The organism is Chryseobacterium oranimense, assembly GCF_900129755.1.
In the GTDB taxonomy this organism is placed as follows: Bacteria; Bacteroidota; Bacteroidia; order Flavobacteriales; family Weeksellaceae; genus Chryseobacterium; species Chryseobacterium oranimense.
In genome coordinates this window covers 1,227,217-1,246,299 of sequence record NZ_FQWT01000001.1, presented here as the reverse complement: position 1 = coordinate 1,246,299, position 19,083 = coordinate 1,227,217, and the positions used below count along the sequence as shown (strand labels likewise).

General features: G+C 31.3%; 16 protein-coding genes. All 16 read left to right on the top strand.

Going from position 1 to position 19,083, the window contains the following annotated elements:
- The first annotated feature begins 135 nt into the window (after nucleotides 1-135).
- The gene (locus tag BUB03_RS05755; RefSeq protein WP_073060979.1) at nucleotides 136-1,035 is read left to right on the top strand and encodes an NAD(P)/FAD-dependent oxidoreductase; all 900 of its coding nucleotides are present in this window, start codon (nucleotides 136-138) and stop codon (nucleotides 1,033-1,035) included.
- 102 nt (nucleotides 1,036-1,137) lie between these two features.
- Nucleotides 1,138-2,403, top strand: coding sequence for a serine hydroxymethyltransferase (gene glyA, locus BUB03_RS05750; RefSeq protein WP_073060977.1), 1,266 nt, complete (start codon nucleotides 1,138-1,140; stop codon nucleotides 2,401-2,403).
- 64 nt (nucleotides 2,404-2,467) lie between these two features.
- A complete protein-coding gene (locus BUB03_RS05745) occupies nucleotides 2,468-2,932 on the top strand; it encodes a regulatory protein RecX (protein ID WP_042279707.1) in 465 nt (154 codons plus the stop codon).
- A 44-nt stretch (nucleotides 2,933-2,976) separates the two neighbouring features.
- Complete coding sequence (locus BUB03_RS05740; RefSeq protein WP_073061341.1) at nucleotides 2,977-4,068, top strand: DegT/DnrJ/EryC1/StrS family aminotransferase; 1,092 nt, start codon at nucleotides 2,977-2,979, stop codon at nucleotides 4,066-4,068.
- Between the two features lie 119 nt (nucleotides 4,069-4,187).
- Nucleotides 4,188-6,116, top strand: coding sequence for a polysaccharide biosynthesis protein (locus tag BUB03_RS05735; protein WP_073060974.1), 1,929 nt, complete (start codon nucleotides 4,188-4,190; stop codon nucleotides 6,114-6,116).
- A 39-nt stretch (nucleotides 6,117-6,155) separates the two neighbouring features.
- Nucleotides 6,156-6,974 (top strand): polysaccharide biosynthesis/export family protein, encoded by an 819-nt coding sequence (locus tag BUB03_RS05730; protein ID WP_073060972.1) that lies wholly within the window; start codon nucleotides 6,156-6,158, stop codon nucleotides 6,972-6,974.
- A 68-nt stretch (nucleotides 6,975-7,042) separates the two neighbouring features.
- On the top strand, nucleotides 7,043-8,344 hold the full coding sequence (locus BUB03_RS05725; RefSeq protein ID WP_175547483.1) for a nucleotide sugar dehydrogenase: 1,302 nt from the start codon (nucleotides 7,043-7,045) through the stop codon (nucleotides 8,342-8,344).
- Between the two features lie 73 nt (nucleotides 8,345-8,417).
- The gene (locus BUB03_RS05720; RefSeq protein WP_073060969.1) at nucleotides 8,418-10,784 is read left to right on the top strand and encodes a GumC family protein; all 2,367 of its coding nucleotides are present in this window, start codon (nucleotides 8,418-8,420) and stop codon (nucleotides 10,782-10,784) included.
- 56 nt (nucleotides 10,785-10,840) lie between these two features.
- Nucleotides 10,841-12,304, top strand: coding sequence for a flippase (locus BUB03_RS05715; RefSeq protein ID WP_073060966.1), 1,464 nt, complete (start codon nucleotides 10,841-10,843; stop codon nucleotides 12,302-12,304).
- A 7-nt stretch (nucleotides 12,305-12,311) separates the two neighbouring features.
- Entirely contained in the window at nucleotides 12,312-13,400 is a 1,089-nt protein-coding gene (locus BUB03_RS05710; protein ID WP_073060964.1) for a glycosyltransferase WbsX family protein, read from the top strand.
- A 95-nt stretch (nucleotides 13,401-13,495) separates the two neighbouring features.
- Nucleotides 13,496-14,500: an EpsG family protein gene (locus BUB03_RS05705; protein WP_073060961.1), complete on the top strand. Its 1,005-nt coding sequence runs from the start codon at nucleotides 13,496-13,498 to the stop codon at nucleotides 14,498-14,500.
- Between the two features lie 3 nt (nucleotides 14,501-14,503).
- On the top strand, nucleotides 14,504-15,601 hold the full coding sequence (locus tag BUB03_RS05700) for a glycosyltransferase (protein ID WP_083538867.1): 1,098 nt from the start codon (nucleotides 14,504-14,506) through the stop codon (nucleotides 15,599-15,601).
- Complete coding sequence (locus BUB03_RS05695) at nucleotides 15,598-16,356, top strand: glycosyltransferase family 2 protein (protein ID WP_073060955.1); 759 nt, start codon at nucleotides 15,598-15,600, stop codon at nucleotides 16,354-16,356. The genes BUB03_RS05700 and BUB03_RS05695 overlap by 4 nt, the downstream gene beginning before the upstream one ends.
- A 10-nt stretch (nucleotides 16,357-16,366) precedes the next feature.
- A complete protein-coding gene (locus BUB03_RS05690; protein WP_073060953.1) occupies nucleotides 16,367-16,924 on the top strand; it encodes an acyltransferase in 558 nt (185 codons plus the stop codon).
- On the top strand, nucleotides 16,903-18,057 hold the full coding sequence (locus tag BUB03_RS05685; protein WP_228417775.1) for an NAD-dependent epimerase/dehydratase family protein: 1,155 nt from the start codon (nucleotides 16,903-16,905) through the stop codon (nucleotides 18,055-18,057). The genes BUB03_RS05690 and BUB03_RS05685 overlap by 22 nt, the downstream gene beginning before the upstream one ends.
- Nucleotides 18,054-19,082, top strand: coding sequence for a WaaS/CpsH family glycosyltransferase (locus BUB03_RS05680; protein WP_073060950.1), 1,029 nt, complete (start codon nucleotides 18,054-18,056; stop codon nucleotides 19,080-19,082). The genes BUB03_RS05685 and BUB03_RS05680 overlap by 4 nt, the downstream gene beginning before the upstream one ends.
- The last annotated feature ends 1 nt before the right edge of the window (nucleotide 19,083 follow it).

Below are 19,083 nucleotides of genomic sequence, written 5' to 3'. Positions count from 1 at the left end.
ATATTAATAAATATTAATGCAACAATGTTTCATTAATAAAATATTATTTTATCTTTGTAATTCAAATGGATCAATAAAAAAGTGAAATTGTTCATTTAGCTACAACCATTAACCATCAATCAATACCTAATTTAAATGAAAAATTTTGATGTCATCATTATAGGAGGGAGCTACGCAGGATTGTCCGCAGGCATGTCCCTGGGAAGATCATTAAGAAACACATTGATTATTGACAAGGGTAAGCCATGCAACAGGCAGACTCCACATTCCCATAACTTTATCACTCACGATGGGAAAACACCAAAAGAAATTTCGGACCTTGCCCGGGAGCAGGTTGCAGCATATGATACCGTGAAGTTTCATGAAGGTTTTGTAGCAGCTTTAAAGAAAGCAGATGAAGGTTTTGAAGCAGAAACTTCTACAGGAGAAAAATTTTATGCTAAAAAGCTGATCCTGGCATCAGGAGTAAAGGATGTTATGCCGGAAATTCCCGGATTTGCAGAATGCTGGGGGATTTCAGTACTGCATTGTCCCTACTGCCATGGTTATGAAGTGAAAAATGAGGTAACGGGAATACTTTCAGATGGCGATATGGGCTACGAATTTTCAAAGGTGGTGTATAACTTGACCAAAGATCTTTTTTTATTCAGCAATGGACAGTCGGAGCTTTCAAAAGATCAGAAAAATAAACTCGCTCAGAATAATATCAGTTTAGTTGAAGATAAAATTGAAAAAATAGAGCATGAAAACGGCTATATCCGGAAAATAATCTTTAAAAGCGGAAAAGAAATCTCTTTACAGGCCCTGTATGCTAAAATACCTTTTGAACAGAATATCAATGTATCTGATGATCTGGGGTGTGAGCTTACCGAGCACGGATTTATTAAAATTGATGATATGCATAAAACTAATATTCCTGGTGTTTTTGCAGCCGGAGATAATGTGACTATGATGAGATCTGTTGCCAATGCCGTTGCACAGGGGAATTTCACCGGAGCTATTGTCAATAAGGAGCTTGCAGATGAAGAATTCTGATTTTTTATAAAATTACAGAGTTAAAATCATATTTCAGGATGCCAAAATCTAGCAGGAAATTCCGTACATTTGGGGTGAAAAATTTCAAAAACTAAAAGTAAAATGGACATTATTTTCGACCTGATTGAAAAAGAAAGACAAAGACAATCCCATGGATTAGAGCTTATTGCATCAGAAAACTTTGTTTCTGAGAACGTAATGAAAGCAATGGGAAGTGTACTGACCAACAAATATGCTGAAGGATATCCCGGAAAAAGATATTACGGAGGATGTGAAGTAGTAGATGAGGTTGAAACATTAGCCATTAACAGGGCCAAAGAGCTTTTCGGTGTAGATTATGTGAATGTACAGCCGCACTCAGGTTCACAGGCTAATGCTGCCATTTATCTTGCAGTTTTGAAAGCCGGAGACAAAATTATGGGAATGGACCTTTCAATGGGAGGACACCTTACCCACGGTTCATCTGTAAATTTCTCCGGAATTCAGTATCAGGTGGTTTCATACGGGGTTCAGAAAGAAACAGGTCTTATCGATTACGATCAGATGAGAGAAGTGGCTTTAAGAGAAAGACCGAAAATGCTTATCGCAGGTTTCTCCGCTTATTCAAGAGATCTTGATTATGCTAAATTCAGAGAGGTTGCAGATGAAATAGGAGCTACGCTTTGGGCAGATATTGCTCATCCGGCTGGTTTAGTGGCAAAAGGATTATTAAATTCTCCATTCGAGCACTGCCATGTAGTGACCACTACCACTCACAAAACCTTAAGAGGCCCGAGAGGAGGAATGATCATGATGGGTAAGGACTTCGAAAATACATACGGCCACAAAACACCGAAAGGAGAAACGAAAATGATGAGTCAGGTATTGGATGGTGCTGTTTTTCCGGGTATTCAGGGAGGACCGCTTGAGCATGTTATCGCCGGTAAAGCTGTTGCTTTCGCTGAGGCGTTAGACGTTCAGTTTGAAACCTATGCGAAACAGGTTAAAGCCAATGCGCAGGCATTATCAAAAGCGATGATCAACAGAGGATTCGATATTGTAAGCGGAGGTACAGATAACCATTTAATGCTGGTAGACCTTAGAAACAAGAACGTCAACGGAAAAGAAACAGAAAAGGCTCTGGTACTTGCAGATATCACATGTAATAAAAATATGGTTCCTTTTGATGATAAATCGCCGTTCACAACTTCCGGTATCAGATTGGGAACTGCAGCTATCACAACAAGAGGTCTTAAAGAAAACGATATGGACACGATTGCGGGATTCATCTCTGAAGTGGTAGACAATATCAAAAATGAAGAAGTTATAGGTTCTGTAAGAAAGAAAGTAAATGAACTGATGGAAGGTAAAGCCCTGTTCAATTATTAATCAGAATTAAAATATTATCATAAAGAATGGGCGGCCTGTCCATTCTTTTTCATATACATCTGTTATGGAGAAAAAATCTTTCACCTTTGATGAAATAAAACAGAAACTGGTAAACTATTGTGTCTATCAGGACCGCTGTCATGCAGAAGTTGAGCAGAAAATGAGAGAATTTATGCTCATTGATGAAGCAAAGGATGAAATTATCCTCTACCTTTTGAAAGAAAACTATCTTAACGAAGAAAGATTTACACGCAGCTATATCAGAGGAAAGTTTTACATCAAACACTGGGGCAGGAATAAAATAAAAATGCACCTTAAGCAGAAACAGATTTCTGAAAAACTCATCAACAGCTGTTTCGATGAAATAGATGAATCGGATTATGAAAAAATGATCCGAAAAACCTTTGAAGACTACTATTCAAGGCAGAAAGGGATGAAAGAGTATCAAAAAAAATCTAAAACAATAAAATATTTAATGAGTCGGGGCTTTGAATATGAAAAAATAAATGATACTTTTGACGAAACATAAATAAGTAATTGAAAAAAGATAAGATTTGGCTTTCACCTCCGCATATGGGGGGAAATGAGCTTGAATACGTGCATAATGCATTTGATACCAACTGGATTTCCCAATACGGCTCCAATATAGATGAATTTGAACATAGCCTGGAAAGCTATTTGGGAAACAATTCTCATGTAACGGCTTTATCTTCAGGAACTGCAGCTATTCATCTGGCCCTTAGATTGTTGAATGTTGAAGAAGGAGACTTTGTTATCTGCCAGTCTTTTACTTTTGTGGCTTCTGCCAATCCTATTCTTTACCTCAAAGCCGTTCCGGTATTTGTCGACAGTGAGGCCCAAACATGGAATATGTGCCCGGACGCTTTGGAAGATGCGGTGAGATACTGTATTCAACAAGGAAAAAAACCAAAAGCAATTATCGCAGTTTGCCTGTATGGAATGCCTTTTAAGGCGGAAGAGATACTCCAGATTTCAAAGAAATATGATATTCCCGTAATTGAAGACAGTGCAGAAGCATTAGGCAGTAAATATAAAGGCCAGCCTTGTGGTACTTTCGGAGATCTTTCCGTTATAAGTTTTAACGGAAACAAAATTATCACTACTGCAGGCGGGGGAGTGTTGATCTCAAGAAACCAGGAGGTAAAGAAAAGAGCACTTTTTCTTGCCACACAAGGTAAAGACAACGAAGAATTTTATAACCATTCCGAATTAGGATACAATTACAGGATGGATAATATTGCAGCCGGGATTGGAAGAGGGCAGTTGGAAACACTTGAAGAAAAAATCATCGCACGGAGAAAAAATCATGATTTTTATCACGAACTATTGAAGAATAATGAAAATATTGATTTATTTTCTGCTCCAAGCACTGATTTTTATTCAAATTATTGGCTCAATACTGTTATTCTGAAAAACACACTTTCAAAGGAAATACTTAGGGATAAGTTTTCACAGAATAATATAGAAACCAGATATCTATGGAAACCAATGCATCTTCAACCCCTGTATAAAGATTGCAAATTTTTTGGAAATAATTTATCTGGTACGCTTTTTGACACAGGACTTTGCCTACCGTCAGGAACCAACTTAACGAATGATTGCAGAAATAGAATTTCTGAAGTTTTAGAAAATGAAATTCCCTAAATTTGTTTTTAAAATTTATGGATAGATAGGATTTTATTTTATTTTTGTATCCATTCTTAAAAAGAGTATTAATAAAACAGGGTTTAACCCCATTTTGAATATGAACACAAACAAAGACAATGTACAGCTCTCTTAGAAAAAAAATATTCGGAGGTGATAATGTTGTCAATCTCTCAGACGTAAGATATCTACCCAGATGGATAATACTCGTAATAGATATTATTATTCTGGTCATGTCTTTATTTCTTTCCACCTATACTATAGAAAAAATTACCCAGAAAGAGTTCATTTATCATGAAGATAAAAGTATTGTTTTTGGCTTTATTATTTTGGTAAATACAATCTTTATGTATTTATTCAAAACCTATGCAGGAATTATAAGGCACTCTACTTTTATTGACCTTTTTAAACTGCTTGTGTCATGTTTTTGTACCATGACTGTAGTAGGATTAGTAAACCTGATCTATTTCTGGTCTACCGGAGGAAAATTTATCCTTACCCCATTCCTTATATTATACTTCATTATTTCTTTTATGGGATTATTCCTTTTCAGGTTATATGTGAAAGAGTTTTTCCATATTGTCCGGGAATATAGAAGGAGTGCCCTGAAAAAAAGAATTTTGGTCCTTGGTATCGACGAACAGTCCATTGCTATAGCCCGTGCTATTTTGGATAATCCAAGCCTGCCTTATCAGGTAGTGGGCTTCCTTACTCAGAGAACAGACTCAAAAAGAGCCTCGTTATTGGGAAAACCTATTTATGAGAAGAAAAGGATAGAGGAAGCTACAAAAGAAGATCTTATTATCGACGGAGTTATCATTGTTAAAGAAATGATGTCTAAAGACGAAATGAATTCCTGGGTGAATTTATTTTTAGAAAAAGACTTAAATATATTCAAAGCTCCATCCGTACAGAAATTAAGAGACAGTGATCTGGGAGGAGCCATCAGAAATCTTCAGATTGAAGACCTTCTCAACAGAAAACCGATAAAAATTGAAAGTGAAGAAGTTAAAAGCAGACACTTCAACAAAAATATACTGGTAACAGGGGGTGCCGGATCTATCGGAAGTGAAATTGTAAGACAGGTCGCCCAGTTTAATCCTGCATTGATTGTTGTTTTGGATCAGGCAGAAACACCTTTGTATGATATTGAGCTTGAAATGAAAGAGAAATTTCCTCATATCAGATTTAAATTTGTATTAGCAGATGTTTCTAATATACACCGTGTTGAGCCGGTATTCCAGATCTACAATTTTTCAATGGTATACCATGCAGCTGCTTATAAACATGTTCCGTTGGTTGAGGAAAACCCCAATGAAGCTATCCGCGTCAATGTTTTAGGATCAAAAAATATTGCTGTTTTATCCAGCCGTTATAAAGTGAACCGATTTGTAATGATCTCTACGGATAAAGCTGTAAATCCTACGAATGTAATGGGGGCTTCCAAAAGAGCAGCTGAACTTTTTGTTCAGTCCTTACATCATGTTGAGGGAAATACTACCAAATTCATTACAACGAGATTTGGAAACGTATTAGGATCAAACGGTTCCGTTATTCCCCACTTTAAGAGACAGATAGAGGCAGGAGGTCCCGTAACCATTACCCATCCGGATATTGTAAGATACTTTATGACCATTCCGGAGGCCTGTGAACTTGTTCTTCAGGCAGGAACAATGGGGCAAGGAGGTGAAATCTTTGTTTTTGATATGGGAGAGCCGGTAAAAATTCTGGACCTGGCCAGAAGAATGATCAAATTATCCGGTTTTGAACCTAATATAGATATAAAAATTATTTATACAGGCTTAAGACCTGGTGAAAAGCTATACGAAGAGCTTTTGAGTGATAACGCAAAAACACTTCCAACCCATAATGACAAGATCATGATTTCTAAGGATCCTGCAATGTCATTCTCAGAAATAGAAGCCCTGATAAATCTGGTAACAGATGCTTCTGTAATGGAAGATAAAGTGAATGTAGTGAAGCTTTTAAAAACAATTGTGCCTGAGTTTAGAAGTAATAATTCCATCTACGAGGCCTTAGATAAATAAAAAATATAAATAAATGTATATTTGTACAATTTTTAAGATATGAAAAGTAAAATATTGGTTGTATTAGTTGCATTTTGGTTAGTTTCTTGCAAAACTAATCCGAATGCCAAAAATGACCTCAATTATATGCAGAATATAGAGAAGGTAGCTGTTGAGTCTTCTTCCAGAAATTCTAGTAATACGATTCAAACTGGGGATCAATTGGTGATATTGGTGACAGCTAAGGATATGGACGTAGTAAAGCCTTTTAATCAAAATTATTCTTCATCGGAGCTTGTTCAGACAAATGCTCTTGCAGGCGGAAATACTCCTAATCAAGGATCAAATAGTATTACAGGGCCTACTTATATTGTGGATTCTGAAGGGAATATCGATTTTCCGATATTGGGTAAACTTAGTACATCAAATAAAACATTGGTTGAGTTTAAAGAAGAATTAAGAAATAAAATGGCGCAGTATGTAATTAACCCTACTGTGAATATAAGGCTTACCAACTTTAAAGTTACAGTTCTTGGAGAAGTAAATAGACAAGGAGACTATACTGTTTCAAATGGCCAGGCTACAATTTTAAATGCATTAGGTTTAGCAGGAGATTTGACGGTGTATGGAAAGAGAGATGATGTTTTAGTTATTAGAACAGAAAATGGTAATGTTACCCATGGAAAAGTAAATTTATTAGATGCAAATCTAATTAATTCACCATATTACAATTTAAAACAAGGAGATGCAATTATAGTTCCTGCAAATAATACTAAAGATATAATATCAAAACAAAATCCAAATACAGGAATATATTTAACGGCTATATCAATTGCTGTAACTGCAGTTGCAGTTGTGGTAAGTTTAATTAAAAAATAGGGGTAAAATTTGAATGATCTAAAGTAAGTATGCTCTTTTTTTAAATCTTTTAGCAAGCTTAAACACAAATGAATGAAATTAGATTATATAAAATAGCTGTTATTGGACAGGGATATGTTGGTTTACCCCTGTCCTTGGAGTTTTCAAATTACTTTCCGGTTTTAGGGTTTGATATAAATACAGAAAGAATTGATAAACTTAATAATTGCATTGATGTAACTCTTGAAGCAAATACAAAGAAGCTTGAGGAATGTTTAAAAAAATATAAAGACTCAAATGGTAATGTAGGCTATAAAGGGACTAGTGAATTGAATGATATTTCTGATTGCAATGTTTTTATAGTAACTGTGCCTACACCAATTGATAAATATAAGGCCCCAGATTTAAGCTCATTAATTTCTGCTTCAAAAATGCTTGGTGAAATTATAAAAAAAGGTGATATAGTAATATTTGAGTCTACTGTTTTTCCTGGATGTACAGAAGAAGAGTGTGTTCCGGTACTAGAAAAATATTCTGGGCTAAAATTTAATCAAGATTTTTTTGTGGGATATTCTCCTGAAAGAATTAATCCAGGTGATAAAGTAAATACTTTAATAAATGTAAAAAAGGTTACCTCTGGGTCTACAAAAAAAATAGCAGAAGAGATAGATAATCTGTATAAGAAAATTATTATAGCAGGAACTCATAAAGCACCTAGCATTAAGGTAGCTGAAGCATCTAAAGCAATTGAAAATGCTCAAAGAGATGTAAATATATCTTTTGTTAATGAATTAGCATTAATATTTGATAGAATGGGGATTGATACAAATGATGTTCTCGAAGCAGCAGGAACAAAATATAATTTTCTTAAATATAAGCCAGGATTGGTCGGTGGGCATTGTATCTCTGTAGATCCATATTATCTAGCTCACAAGGCTGAACAGCTAGGATATCATCCCGATGTTATTCTATCCGGCAGAAGAGTAAATGACTCAATTACAAAATTTATAGCTTCGAAAGTCGTTAAATTATTAATATCAAAGAGTAAGGTTATTAAGAACTCACAAGCTTTAATTTTAGGGATTACTTTCAAAGAAAATTGCCCTGATATTAGGAATACAAAAGTAATCGATATCTATAACGAATTAACAGAATACGGTATAGAAGTAGATATTTTTGATCCATGGGCAAATAAATTGGAAGTTAAACATGAATATGGAGTTGATATCTTGGATCAATTTCCGAAAGGTAAGAAATATGATTCTATTATCATAGCAGTATCTCATAAGGAATTTCTTACATTAGACTTTAAGAAAATGAAAAAGGAAAATAGCGTTATTTTTGATGCTAAAGCTTGTATTGATAGAAGTTTGGTAGATGCAAGACTATAATCTAAGATAATAAACTAATTAATCTCTGTTGCTAATATATAACAGAATAACTTGTAAAATTTAAAACTAAATAATGGATAATCCAGTTATTGAGGAATCAGAAAAAAAAATTAATATTCAGGAAATAATTAAACCATATTTAAAAAATTGGTTATGGTTTGTTATTGTTCCTATAATTTCTTTAATTATAACTTATTTTTATTTAAGGTTCGCAACACCTATTTACAATATTCAGTCATCAGTATTAATTAAGGATGCCAAAAAGAACCCTACCGTCTCTTCAGAAATTGGGGTTCTAAAAGATTTATCTGGATTCGGAGGTATGGGAACTAATAGTATTGAAAATGAAATTGAAATTTTTAAGTCTAAAAAATTAATGTATGAAGTTGTAAAACAAAATAAATTACAAACTTCAATATATATTAAATCCAAGTTTAGTGATAGGGAACTTTATAAAGATACATCACCGATAATTATTCAGATTATTAATGAAAAGCTTTATACAAAAGAAATACATCCTGTGGCAATTCAGGTTTCTGGTGATAATATTATTTTAACAAGTAAGGATTTTTCAGAAATCAAAACACAATTAAGCAAAACAATAAGCCTCCCTTATGCTAATCTATTAATAATTAAAAATCCGGGGTATAATAAATCTAATTCCGGAGATATAGGTGATATGTATTTTACTTATTCTTCGCTTGACGGAACTGTAAATCGTTTTCAAAATATGTTGAGCGTAAATTTAGTTAATAAAGATGCAACTGTTATAGGTTTGTCATTAAATTACGCAAATATTGATAAGGCGAAAGACATTGTTAATACTTTAGTAAAAGTATATAATAATGATGCTATTTATGACAAAAATTCTGAGTCCAAGAAAACGAAAGATTTCATTGATGATAGGATAGACATTATTTCAAAAGAATTGGGACAGGTTGAAAATGAAAAGGAACGTTTCAAATCAAGCAATCAGATTACAGATTTGTCAACGGAAGCTAAAATCAATCTTGAAACATCAGCAGAAGCAAGAAGTAAACAAATCGATTTAGAATCTCAGCTTGAATTAACTAACGCTTTGATCGATTTTATGGGGAGACAAAATAATACCCAAGTACTACCTTCTAATATTGGTTTAAATAACGCAACAACATCTGCTAATATTTCGGCTTATAATCAGTTTGTATTAGAAAGAAATAGGCTGCTTGAAAATGCTACTCCACAAAATCCTTTGGTTATTGATCTTAATAAGCAAATATCCTCTCTTAGGGGGTCTATTATGGAAAGCTTATTAAAAAATAAAACGGGATTACAGCTGGCTAAGAATCAATATCAAGGTGAGCAGGATAAGATCAGCTCAAAAATTACAAAGATTCCTGCCCAAGAAAAAATGTTTAGGAGTATTGAAAGACAGCAACAAATAAAAGAAAATTTATATTTGCTTTTATTACAAAAAAGAGAAGAAACTGCAATTTCGTTGGCTGTTACGGCAAGTAAGGCGAGAATAATAGATTATGCCTATGCTTCTCCTAAACCAGTAGCTCCCAAAAAGTTAATCTTTTTATTGGTTGCCTTATTAGTAGGAGTTCTTTTGCCTTTCATTTTTATTTATCTTAAAGAATTATTTAATGATAAAATAAAGACAAAACATGATTTAGAAAAACTTTCTCACGGTAAGGCAGTTATTGGTGAAATACCGAGTATGGGAAGAGGAGAAGAAGAGTTGGTAAAAGTTAATGATTTATCACCTTTAGCAGAAGCTTTTAGAATTCTCATAACTAATATGAATTTTATGCTTCCTAAAAAGAAAGAAGCAAAAGTTGTTTTTGTAACATCTACGGTAAAAGGGGAAGGAAAAACTTTTATTTCTGTGAATTTAGCACTTACACTTGCGACACCTAGCAAAAAAGTTATTATTATTGGGTCTGATATTCGAAATCCTCAACTTCAAAGATACAATAGAGCAAGAAAGGGTTTGCAAGGACTTACTGAGTATTTATATGATGAAAAGACTTCTATTACTGATATTGTTCATGTTTCAAGTTTTAATCCACATTTAGATGTGATTTATTCAGGTAGTATTCCTCCAAATCCGACAGAACTTCTTACTAATGGAAGATATGAAAAATTGATCGAAGAATTAAAAGATAAGTATGATTATATTATATTAGATACTGCTCCATTAATGTTAGTGACAGATACTTTTCTTATTTCTGAATTTGCAGAAGTTACTATTTATGTTGCTAGATCAGGATATACAGAAAGATCTTTAATAGATTTTGCAAATAAAAATATAGATTCTAATAAGATTAAAAATGTAGGTTTTGTTTTAAATGATGTTCCAAGAGATTATTTTGGATATGGAAATAAATATGGTTATGGTTATACTAATACAGAACATAAAAGTATTTTGACTAGACTTAAGAACATCTTTAAGTAAGTTATTTTTGTCAACAATTTTTCGAAACTTATATAATAGCAGTATTTACAAATTTGATGAAGGAAAGAAGTGTAAAAACTAATTATTTCTTAAACTTATTCAGAGTTGCTTCCTCAGCTTTGGTAGGAGTTTTTATAATGCCCTATATTAATAAGATTTTAGGTCCAGAAAGCATAGGGAAAGTTGAATATGTGTATGTTATTATTAATTATTTTATTCTATTTTCAGCTTTAGGTATTCCTATGTATGGAATAAGGGAAATATCGAAGGTAAAGAATAATCTTGAGGAAAGAACTAAAGCAACAGTTGAGTTATTGAGTATTTTATTCATAACGTCTATACTTTCTTATATTATCTTGCTAGGAGTTCTATATAATTTAAATTATTTTGCTAGTTATAAAGATCTTATTCTGCTGATGAGTAGTATGATATTTCTTACTAATATTGGAGCAGAGTGGTACTTTCAGGGAATGGAAGATCAATTATATATTACTGTAAGATATGTTATTGTAAGAGTTGTAACTATATTCTTGATTTTTTATTCAATAAATAGTCCAGATGACTATTTAATGTATGCCTTTATAATGGTTCTCACAATTTGTGGTTCTAATTTATTTAATCTATTTTATCTTGTTAAAACATTAAATTTTAAAAGTATAAAGATTCGAGAACTTCATCTTAAAAGACACATGAAGCCTGTGCTTACAATTTTTGTGGCAACCATTTCGGTTAATATTTATTTACAGCTTGATAATTTTCTTATAGGCTCGTTGGTAGGAGATAAATATGTTGGATACTACAGTGTTTCTAATAAATTGGTAAGATTTGTTATATCGTTTATTACAATTATTGGCACAGTCATGCTTCCAAGACTTTCCAGTTTATATAATACAGATTTAAAATCATATTATATGTATTTGAAGCAATCTTTTAATATTATATTGTTGCTAGCCATACCTTCAACTATAATATTTTTAGTCTATGCAGAGAACATTATAAATTTAATGGCCGGTCCTGAATTTAAAGAATCAATAGTTACAATGCAGATTATGTCTCCTTTATGTATTATAGTAGGGCTTGCTTATTTTATAGGATATTTATTATTGTATACACAACATAAGGAAAAAATATATACTATTGCTGTTATCATTTCAGCTCTGTTCAGTCTTTCGGTTAATTTTTTTATAATAAAATTATATTATCATAACGGTGCAGCTTTAGTTTCTGTATTGGCAGAACTTTTTGCAATTGTTATTATGTTTTATATTGAAAGGAAAGAGGTTAAGAAAATGTCAATATTTAATAGGAATTTTATTAAAATTATTTTTTGCTCAATTATTGTATTTAGTATTGCATTGTTAATTAAAATTAAAATTGATTTATCAAATGTATTTATACTTTTAATTAGCCTGGCTTTATCATATATACTATATTATTTATTATTATTTATAGTAAGGGAAACTACTATTTCTGAATTTGTATATATAGGATTAAATAAGTTAAAAAAAACAAACAAATAAAAAAATTATGGAATCGAATATTCAAGCTATAGCATTTTATTTACCTCAATTTCACCCAATTCCTGAAAATGATGAATGGTGGGGAAAAGGTTTTACAGAATGGACCAATGTGGGTAAAGCAAAACCTTTATTTAAAGGTCACTATCAGCCAAGGGTTCCAAAAGACCTGGGGTATTATGATTTAAGGGTTCCTGAAACAAGAGCAGCTCAAGCCAATATGGCAAAAGAATTTGGAATTGATGGATTTTGTTATTGGCATTATTGGTTTGGAAATGGAAAGAGATTAATAGAACGTCCTTTCAATGAAGTTGTTGCTTTAGGGGAACCAGATTTTCCTTTTTGTTTAGCTTGGGCAAATGAAACTTGGAAAGGTTTTGCTCATGGTTTAAAAAATAGAAATACTCTTATTGAGCAATTATATCCGGGAGTAGAAGATTTCAAAAATCATTTTTATGAATTGCTGCCTGCTTTTAAAGATAAAAGATATATTAAAGTCGACGGGAAGCCATTGTTTATGATTTACAGACCACTAGCAGATGCTTCAATTCCCTTATTTATTGAAACCTGGAGAAAACTTGCTAAAGAGAATGGCTTGGAAGACTTTCATTTTATTGGTCAAGTAATTGATTCTAGGATTGACCTTAATGACGTTCTAAATACTGGTGTAGATGCTGTTAATACGGTTCGTTTAGATTCATATCAGGTTAATGTAAGATCTGTTGCTGAAAAGGCAACAAAGCATTTGAAAAAGTTTTTAGCAGATATTCCTCAGTTATATGATTATTCTACTGTAGCAAAGTATTTTATAAATACGGAAATAGATTCAAAAGAGAATATTTACCCTACAATTATTACGGGCTGGGATCACTCACCAAGAAGTGGGAAAGAGGCATTAGTATTAACAGATTTTACACCAGAAGCTTTTAAAGAACATGTTAAAAGTACTTTGGATGTTGTAAAAAATAAATCTTCAACTAATAATCTTGTTTTTATAAAATCATGGAATGAATGGGCTGAAGGGAATTACCTCGAACCAGACTATGTTTATGGAACTCAATTTCTTGAAAAATTTAAAGAGGTTAAAGATAGTATATAACAAGTTAAAAGATATACTTACTTTGGTAAATTTATAGTTTAGATAATAGAATAAAGAAAACAGTAGTGATTTATCTGGTTGTCGGGATTTTTATTATGCTTTTTGCCTACATAGAGATTCTTAAATATAATAAATGGTTTTCGAACCTTTTTTTAATTTTTTTCTCTATAATAATGATCCTTTTCGTTGGATTAAGAGATGGTTGTACAGTAGGGACTGATTCACCTGCATACTGTTTTAACTATATTGCGGGATTTTGGAGTACGGAATTTGGATATGAATTTTTGAATACATTCTTTTCAAAAGTTTTGCATGCAGATTATACTATTTTTCTTCTTTTTATTAATTCTTTATCATTAATATTAATAGCTAGATTTATCAAATTAAATTCTTACTTCTATCTGTTTCCATTATTAATTTATTTTTCAGATTTCTTTCTATATTACAATTTTAGTGGTATAAGGCAGGCAATTGCTTTGTCATTTACATGTGTATCTCTTTATTATGCTATAAATTTAAACTATAAAAAGTTTTTTTTCCTTATAATATGTGCTTCGTTATTTCATATTACAGCAATAGTGTTTGCACTTGCAATCTTTATCCCTAGAAATAGTCTTAAGTTAAAAGATTATGTAAAATTTATTATGTTGTCTGTTTTGGCTTTTTTAGGAATTGGATTTTTAATAGAAAATGTTGAATACCTAAACAAAAAATTTATTTTTTATTCTGAGATTCAAGAAGTAGAAAGTAATATATATGTTGCTTATACTGTAGGATTACTAAAGAGATTTATTGTCATCTTTTTAGTCCTTATTTTCAGAAAATCATTTTTTAATGATGATAGATTTGTTTATTTTTTTAATCTATATCTTTTAGGTTTTATTATTTATGTTTCAACCTATTTAATATCGGCAGATTTTGGGGTAAGATTTGGAAGTTACTATCTGGTCTTAGATACTATATTAGTAGGTAACATGTTATATCTTTCTAAAAAACTGCACCAAAAGATTTTTATCACAGCTGTTTATAGTATTGTTGTGATATATAAAATATATACCTATACAGGACTTGAATCATACCAATATAAATTTATTTTTTAAATTATGAAAATCATATTTTACATAAATTCAATGGCCCCTGCAGGTGGAATTGAGCGTGTTATAGCTCAACATATGCATTTTCTTTCTGGAAAAAATGAATTAATACTCATTACCGATGATTCAGAGGCTTCTTTTTATAAGCTACCTGCAAACGTTAAACATATTTATCTTAATATAGATACCAAACTTTTATTAAACGAAAGTCGTCTTAAGAGAATTTTTAAAATTAGTTACTCTTTTTTTAAAAATGTAAATTTATTGAGACAAAAAATTAAAGAAATAAATCCAGATTGTGTATATACAGCTCACCCTTTGAATTTATTAAAAGTAATTTTTAGTATAAGAAATTATAAAAAGATTTTTGTAACTGAGCATGCATCTATTACGGGATATAATTCCATATATAAAAAAATAGCATTTGTTTTTTATAAAAAAATTAAGCTTTTAGCAGTACCTACAACACTGGATTCTGAAATATATAACCAGAATGGAATTAAAAATGAGTATTTGCCAAATCCATTACCCTTTTATCCGGAAGAAACTACTTTATATAAAAATAAAGTAGCATTAAATATCGGACGATTTACAGATGATAAACAACATCTCTTGTTATTGGATTTATGGGCAAGATCTAATGCTATAAAAGAAGGATGGACTCTAAAAATTATCGGAAAGGGTGAAAACTATGATAAAATTAAACTTAAAATTATAGAACTAGGGATAGAAAATAATGTTATTATAACTCCTCCTACAAAAGATATTATTGAAGAATATTTAAATGCCTCGTTATTTCTTTTTACCTCTAGGGCTGAAGGCTTTGGTTTAGTACTTGCAGAAGCTATGGCCTGCGCTTTGCCTTGTATATCCTTTAATTGTCCAAGTGGTCCTCGAGATATAATTACAAATGGGAATGATGGATATTTGGTAGAAGTAGGTGATGAAGTCGGATTCATTGATAAAGTAAATCTTCTTACCGCCAACATAGACATATGCAGAATGTTAGGAAAAAATGCAAGATTAAATGTAACTAAATTCTCAAGTAAGAAAATAAGTGAAAGATTAAATTATTTGGTTGATTCTAATTTTAAGACAAATACATGATAAGTGTAATAATACCAGCATATAATTCTGAAGATACAATAATAAAAGCTCTTAACTCTGTGAAAAATCAGACTTATAAAGGTGATATTGAGATTATTGTAATTAATGATGGCTCCAAAGATAGTACACAAAATATGGTTGAGAACTATCAAAATGAAAATAAGAATATTAATCTTATTTTGATAAACCAGGTAAATAGTGGAGTTTCTAAAGCTAGAAATGAAGGACTAAAGAGGAGCAAGGGAGAATATATTTGTTTTTTGGATTCTGATGACGTATGGTTAAATAATAAATTGGAAGTACAAATGGAAAATTTCAATGATGATATAGATTTTATCTGCGCCTTAAGGAATAATGATCATATTACTTATCCCTACAAAGTAAAAAATGGAATAGCTGAGATTACATTAAGAAAATTATTATTGAAGACAGTAGGACAAACATCAACAGCTATTTTTAAAAGAAAGATTCTTGAAAATACAGGTTATTTTGATGAAAAACAAAAGTATTCAGAAGACGCAAATTATTGGCTAAGGATATCCTTAAACAATAAAATGATATTATTGAATCAAAAACTTGTAATAACAGATAATGATTATGGACAGAAAGGGCTTTCTTCAAACTTTTCAGAAATGGAATTAGGTGTACAAAAAAATATTAAAGAAATGTTTTATTTGAAGAAAATTAATGTTTTAGAATATCTTTTTTTTAATTTTTTTTCTAAGATAAAGTATATAAGAAGAATATATTTGTAAAGAATTAAGAATGATGAAAAAAATCTTTTGGGGGCTAAGGATGATTATATATGCTCCTTTCTTAGGAAAGGTTCGTTTTCCATCTTACATAGGAAAACCAACATTTATTTATGGCTTAAAAAGAATATTTATAGGAAAAAAAGTAAGAATTTACCCAAATGTTAGGTTAGAAGCTCATGGGGAAAATTCAAAATTGATAATTAGTGATAATGTTGCAATAGGTCAGAATGTTCATATAACTACGGGGTCTACATTAGTTATTGGAAAGTCGACCACTATTTTAGCCAATGTTTTTATAACAGATATAGATCATAATTATGAAAAAATTGGTGTTCCTATTTTAGAACAGGAAAATATAATAAAAAAAACAGAAATTGGAGAAAACTGTTTTATCGGTATAGGTGCAGCAATTCAGGCAGGAACAATATTGGGGAAGCAATGCATTGTAGGTGCAAATTCTGTAGTAAGAGGTAAGTTTGATGATTATTGTGTAATCGTAGGAGTACCTGCTAAACCAATTAAAAAATATAATTTTGAAACTCAAAAATGGGAAAAAATATCGAATTAATGAAAAATATACTAATCACAGGAGGTGCCGGATTTATTGGAAGTAATTTGGCCTTGAAATTAATTGAAAAAGGCTATAATATTACCATATTGGATAATCTATCACCTCAAATTCATGGGAATGATCCTGAAAGAACATCACCGCTTTATAACAGCATAAAAGATAAAGTTAATTTTATTAAAGGTACTGTAACTTCTAGAGGCGATTGGGAAAAGGCTCTCGAAGGTCAAAATGTAATTGTTCATTTAGCAGCTGAAACAGGGACTGGGCAATCTATGTATTGTATAGAAAAGTATACTGAAGTTAATATACAAGGAACAGCAATTATGCTAGATATATTAGCTAATACAAATAATGGGACGGTTGAAAAGATAGTTATTGCTTCATCCCGTTCAATATATGGGGAAGGAAAATATAAGCATCCCGAATTGGGAGCAGTATATCCAACACATAGAAACGAAAAAGAAATGTTGGATGGAGATTTTGAAGTCAAATATAATGGAGTAGATGTAGAGCTTATGGCAACAGATGAAGAGTCCAAAATTCATCCATCTTCTGTTTATGGCATTACAAAGCAAAATCAGGAACAAATGATTATGACTGTTTGCCCAACAATTGGAATTGCTCCTGTTGCTTTTAGATATCAAAATGTATATGGGCCAGGACAATCATTGTCTAATCCATATACAGGGATTCTTTCGATTTTTTCTACACAAATAAGAAATGGCAATGGGATAAAAATTTTTGAGGATGGTAAAGAGACCCGAGATTTTGTTTATATTGATGATGTTGTAAATGCAACTATATTGGGAATTGAAAAAGAAGAGGCCAATGGAGAAGTGTTTAATGTGGGGACAGGAGTTCCTACAGATGTACTCACTGTAGCTAACACATTAATCAATTCCTATGAGATTAAAGTTCCAATTACAGTCACTGGGAATTTTAGACTAGGAGATATTCGCCACAATTTTGCTGATCTTTCAAAGATAAATTCTAAATTAGGATTTAAACCTATTGTATATTTTGAGGAAGGAATTAAAAGGTTTTCAGAATGGGTTTTACAACAAGAAATTCAGGAGGATAAGCTTAATGATTCGTTGGAAGAGATGAAGAAAAAAGGGCTGTATAAATGAAAAGAGATATGAATTTTAAGGATAAAAAAGTTCTTTTGCTAACAGTTAGTTTTTTCAATTATGAAAAGATAATTGCTCAGCGTCTTAGAGAGCTAGGCGCTACTGTGGACTTTTATGATGAAAGACCTTCTAATTCAATATTGGCTAAAGGAATAATAAGAATAAAAAAAGATTTTTATAAGACTCAAATTAATAAATACTATCAGAAAATATTGGAAGAAATAAAAGATAATCAATATGACTATTTTTTATTAATTAAAGGTGAAGTAATCCCTCCATTTTTTATTGAAAGCATAAAAAAAATAAATAAAGATATTAAGACTGTTTATTATAATTATGATTCATTTAAAAACAATCCGAATGCTGAGCATATCTTACATTTTTTTGATGAAAAATTTACGTTTGACAGAAATGATGCTTTAAGTTATAATATTCATTTTAGACCACTTTTTTATTCTAAAGAATATGAAGAAATAAGAGATTATAAAAATACGGTTACTTACAATACTATGTTTATAGGAACTGCTCATTCGGATAGATATGTGATAAGTGAGGCTGTAAAGAAATGGTGTGAAATGAATAATTTTAGCTCTTTTGCCTTTTATTTTTCACCTAGCAGATTTGTTTTTTTGTTTAAAAAACTATTTGAATCAACTTTTAAAGAATTTGATATAAACAAAATTAGTTTTCAGAGTTTAAAACATTCTGAGATAATCGATTTATATAAAAGTTCCCAGGCAATTTTAGATATTAATCATCCTTGGCAAAAGGGTCTTACAATGAGGACCTTTGAAGCTTTGGGAGCAGGACGGAAATTGATTACTACTAATTCTGAAATTAAATATTACCCGTTTTACAATGCGCAGAATATTTTAATTATTGACCGGGAAAATATTAAATTATCTAAATTATTTTTTGAATCAGATACTGTGGATATTGGGCAAGATAGTCTTTACAAAATGTCTTTAGATAGTTGGCTAGAGTGCTTATTTTTTGAACATCAGGATAATTATTGGTTTAATTGAT

What these genes read in the sequence shown, in the direction of transcription:
- BUB03_RS05735 (WP_073060974.1), top strand. Translation starts at nt 4,188, where the DNA reads ATGTACAGCTCTCTTAGAAAAAAAATATTCGGAGGTGATAATGTTGTC.
- BUB03_RS05710 (WP_073060964.1), top strand. Translation starts at nt 12,312, where the DNA reads ATGGAATCGAATATTCAAGCTATAGCATTTTATTTACCTCAATTTCAC.
- BUB03_RS05695 (WP_073060955.1), top strand. Translation starts at nt 15,598, where the DNA reads ATGATAAGTGTAATAATACCAGCATATAATTCTGAAGATACAATAATA.
- BUB03_RS05705 (WP_073060961.1), top strand. Translation starts at nt 13,496, where the DNA reads ATGCTTTTTGCCTACATAGAGATTCTTAAATATAATAAATGGTTTTCG.
- BUB03_RS05725 (WP_175547483.1), top strand. Translation starts at nt 7,043, where the DNA reads ATGAATGAAATTAGATTATATAAAATAGCTGTTATTGGACAGGGATAT.
- glyA (WP_073060977.1), top strand. Translation starts at nt 1,138, where the DNA reads ATGGACATTATTTTCGACCTGATTGAAAAAGAAAGACAAAGACAATCC.
- BUB03_RS05690 (WP_073060953.1), top strand. Translation starts at nt 16,367, where the DNA reads ATGATGAAAAAAATCTTTTGGGGGCTAAGGATGATTATATATGCTCCT.
- BUB03_RS05685 (WP_228417775.1), top strand. Translation starts at nt 16,903, where the DNA reads ATGGGAAAAAATATCGAATTAATGAAAAATATACTAATCACAGGAGGT.
- BUB03_RS05700 (WP_083538867.1), top strand. Translation starts at nt 14,504, where the DNA reads ATGAAAATCATATTTTACATAAATTCAATGGCCCCTGCAGGTGGAATT.
- BUB03_RS05680 (WP_073060950.1), top strand. Translation starts at nt 18,054, where the DNA reads ATGAAAAGAGATATGAATTTTAAGGATAAAAAAGTTCTTTTGCTAACA.
- BUB03_RS05755 (WP_073060979.1), top strand. Translation starts at nt 136, where the DNA reads ATGAAAAATTTTGATGTCATCATTATAGGAGGGAGCTACGCAGGATTG.
- BUB03_RS05720 (WP_073060969.1), top strand. Translation starts at nt 8,418, where the DNA reads ATGGATAATCCAGTTATTGAGGAATCAGAAAAAAAAATTAATATTCAG.
- BUB03_RS05730 (WP_073060972.1), top strand. Translation starts at nt 6,156, where the DNA reads ATGAAAAGTAAAATATTGGTTGTATTAGTTGCATTTTGGTTAGTTTCT.
- BUB03_RS05745 (WP_042279707.1), top strand. Translation starts at nt 2,468, where the DNA reads ATGGAGAAAAAATCTTTCACCTTTGATGAAATAAAACAGAAACTGGTA.
- BUB03_RS05715 (WP_073060966.1), top strand. Translation starts at nt 10,841, where the DNA reads ATGAAGGAAAGAAGTGTAAAAACTAATTATTTCTTAAACTTATTCAGA.
- BUB03_RS05740 (WP_073061341.1), top strand. Translation starts at nt 2,977, where the DNA reads ATGGGGGGAAATGAGCTTGAATACGTGCATAATGCATTTGATACCAAC.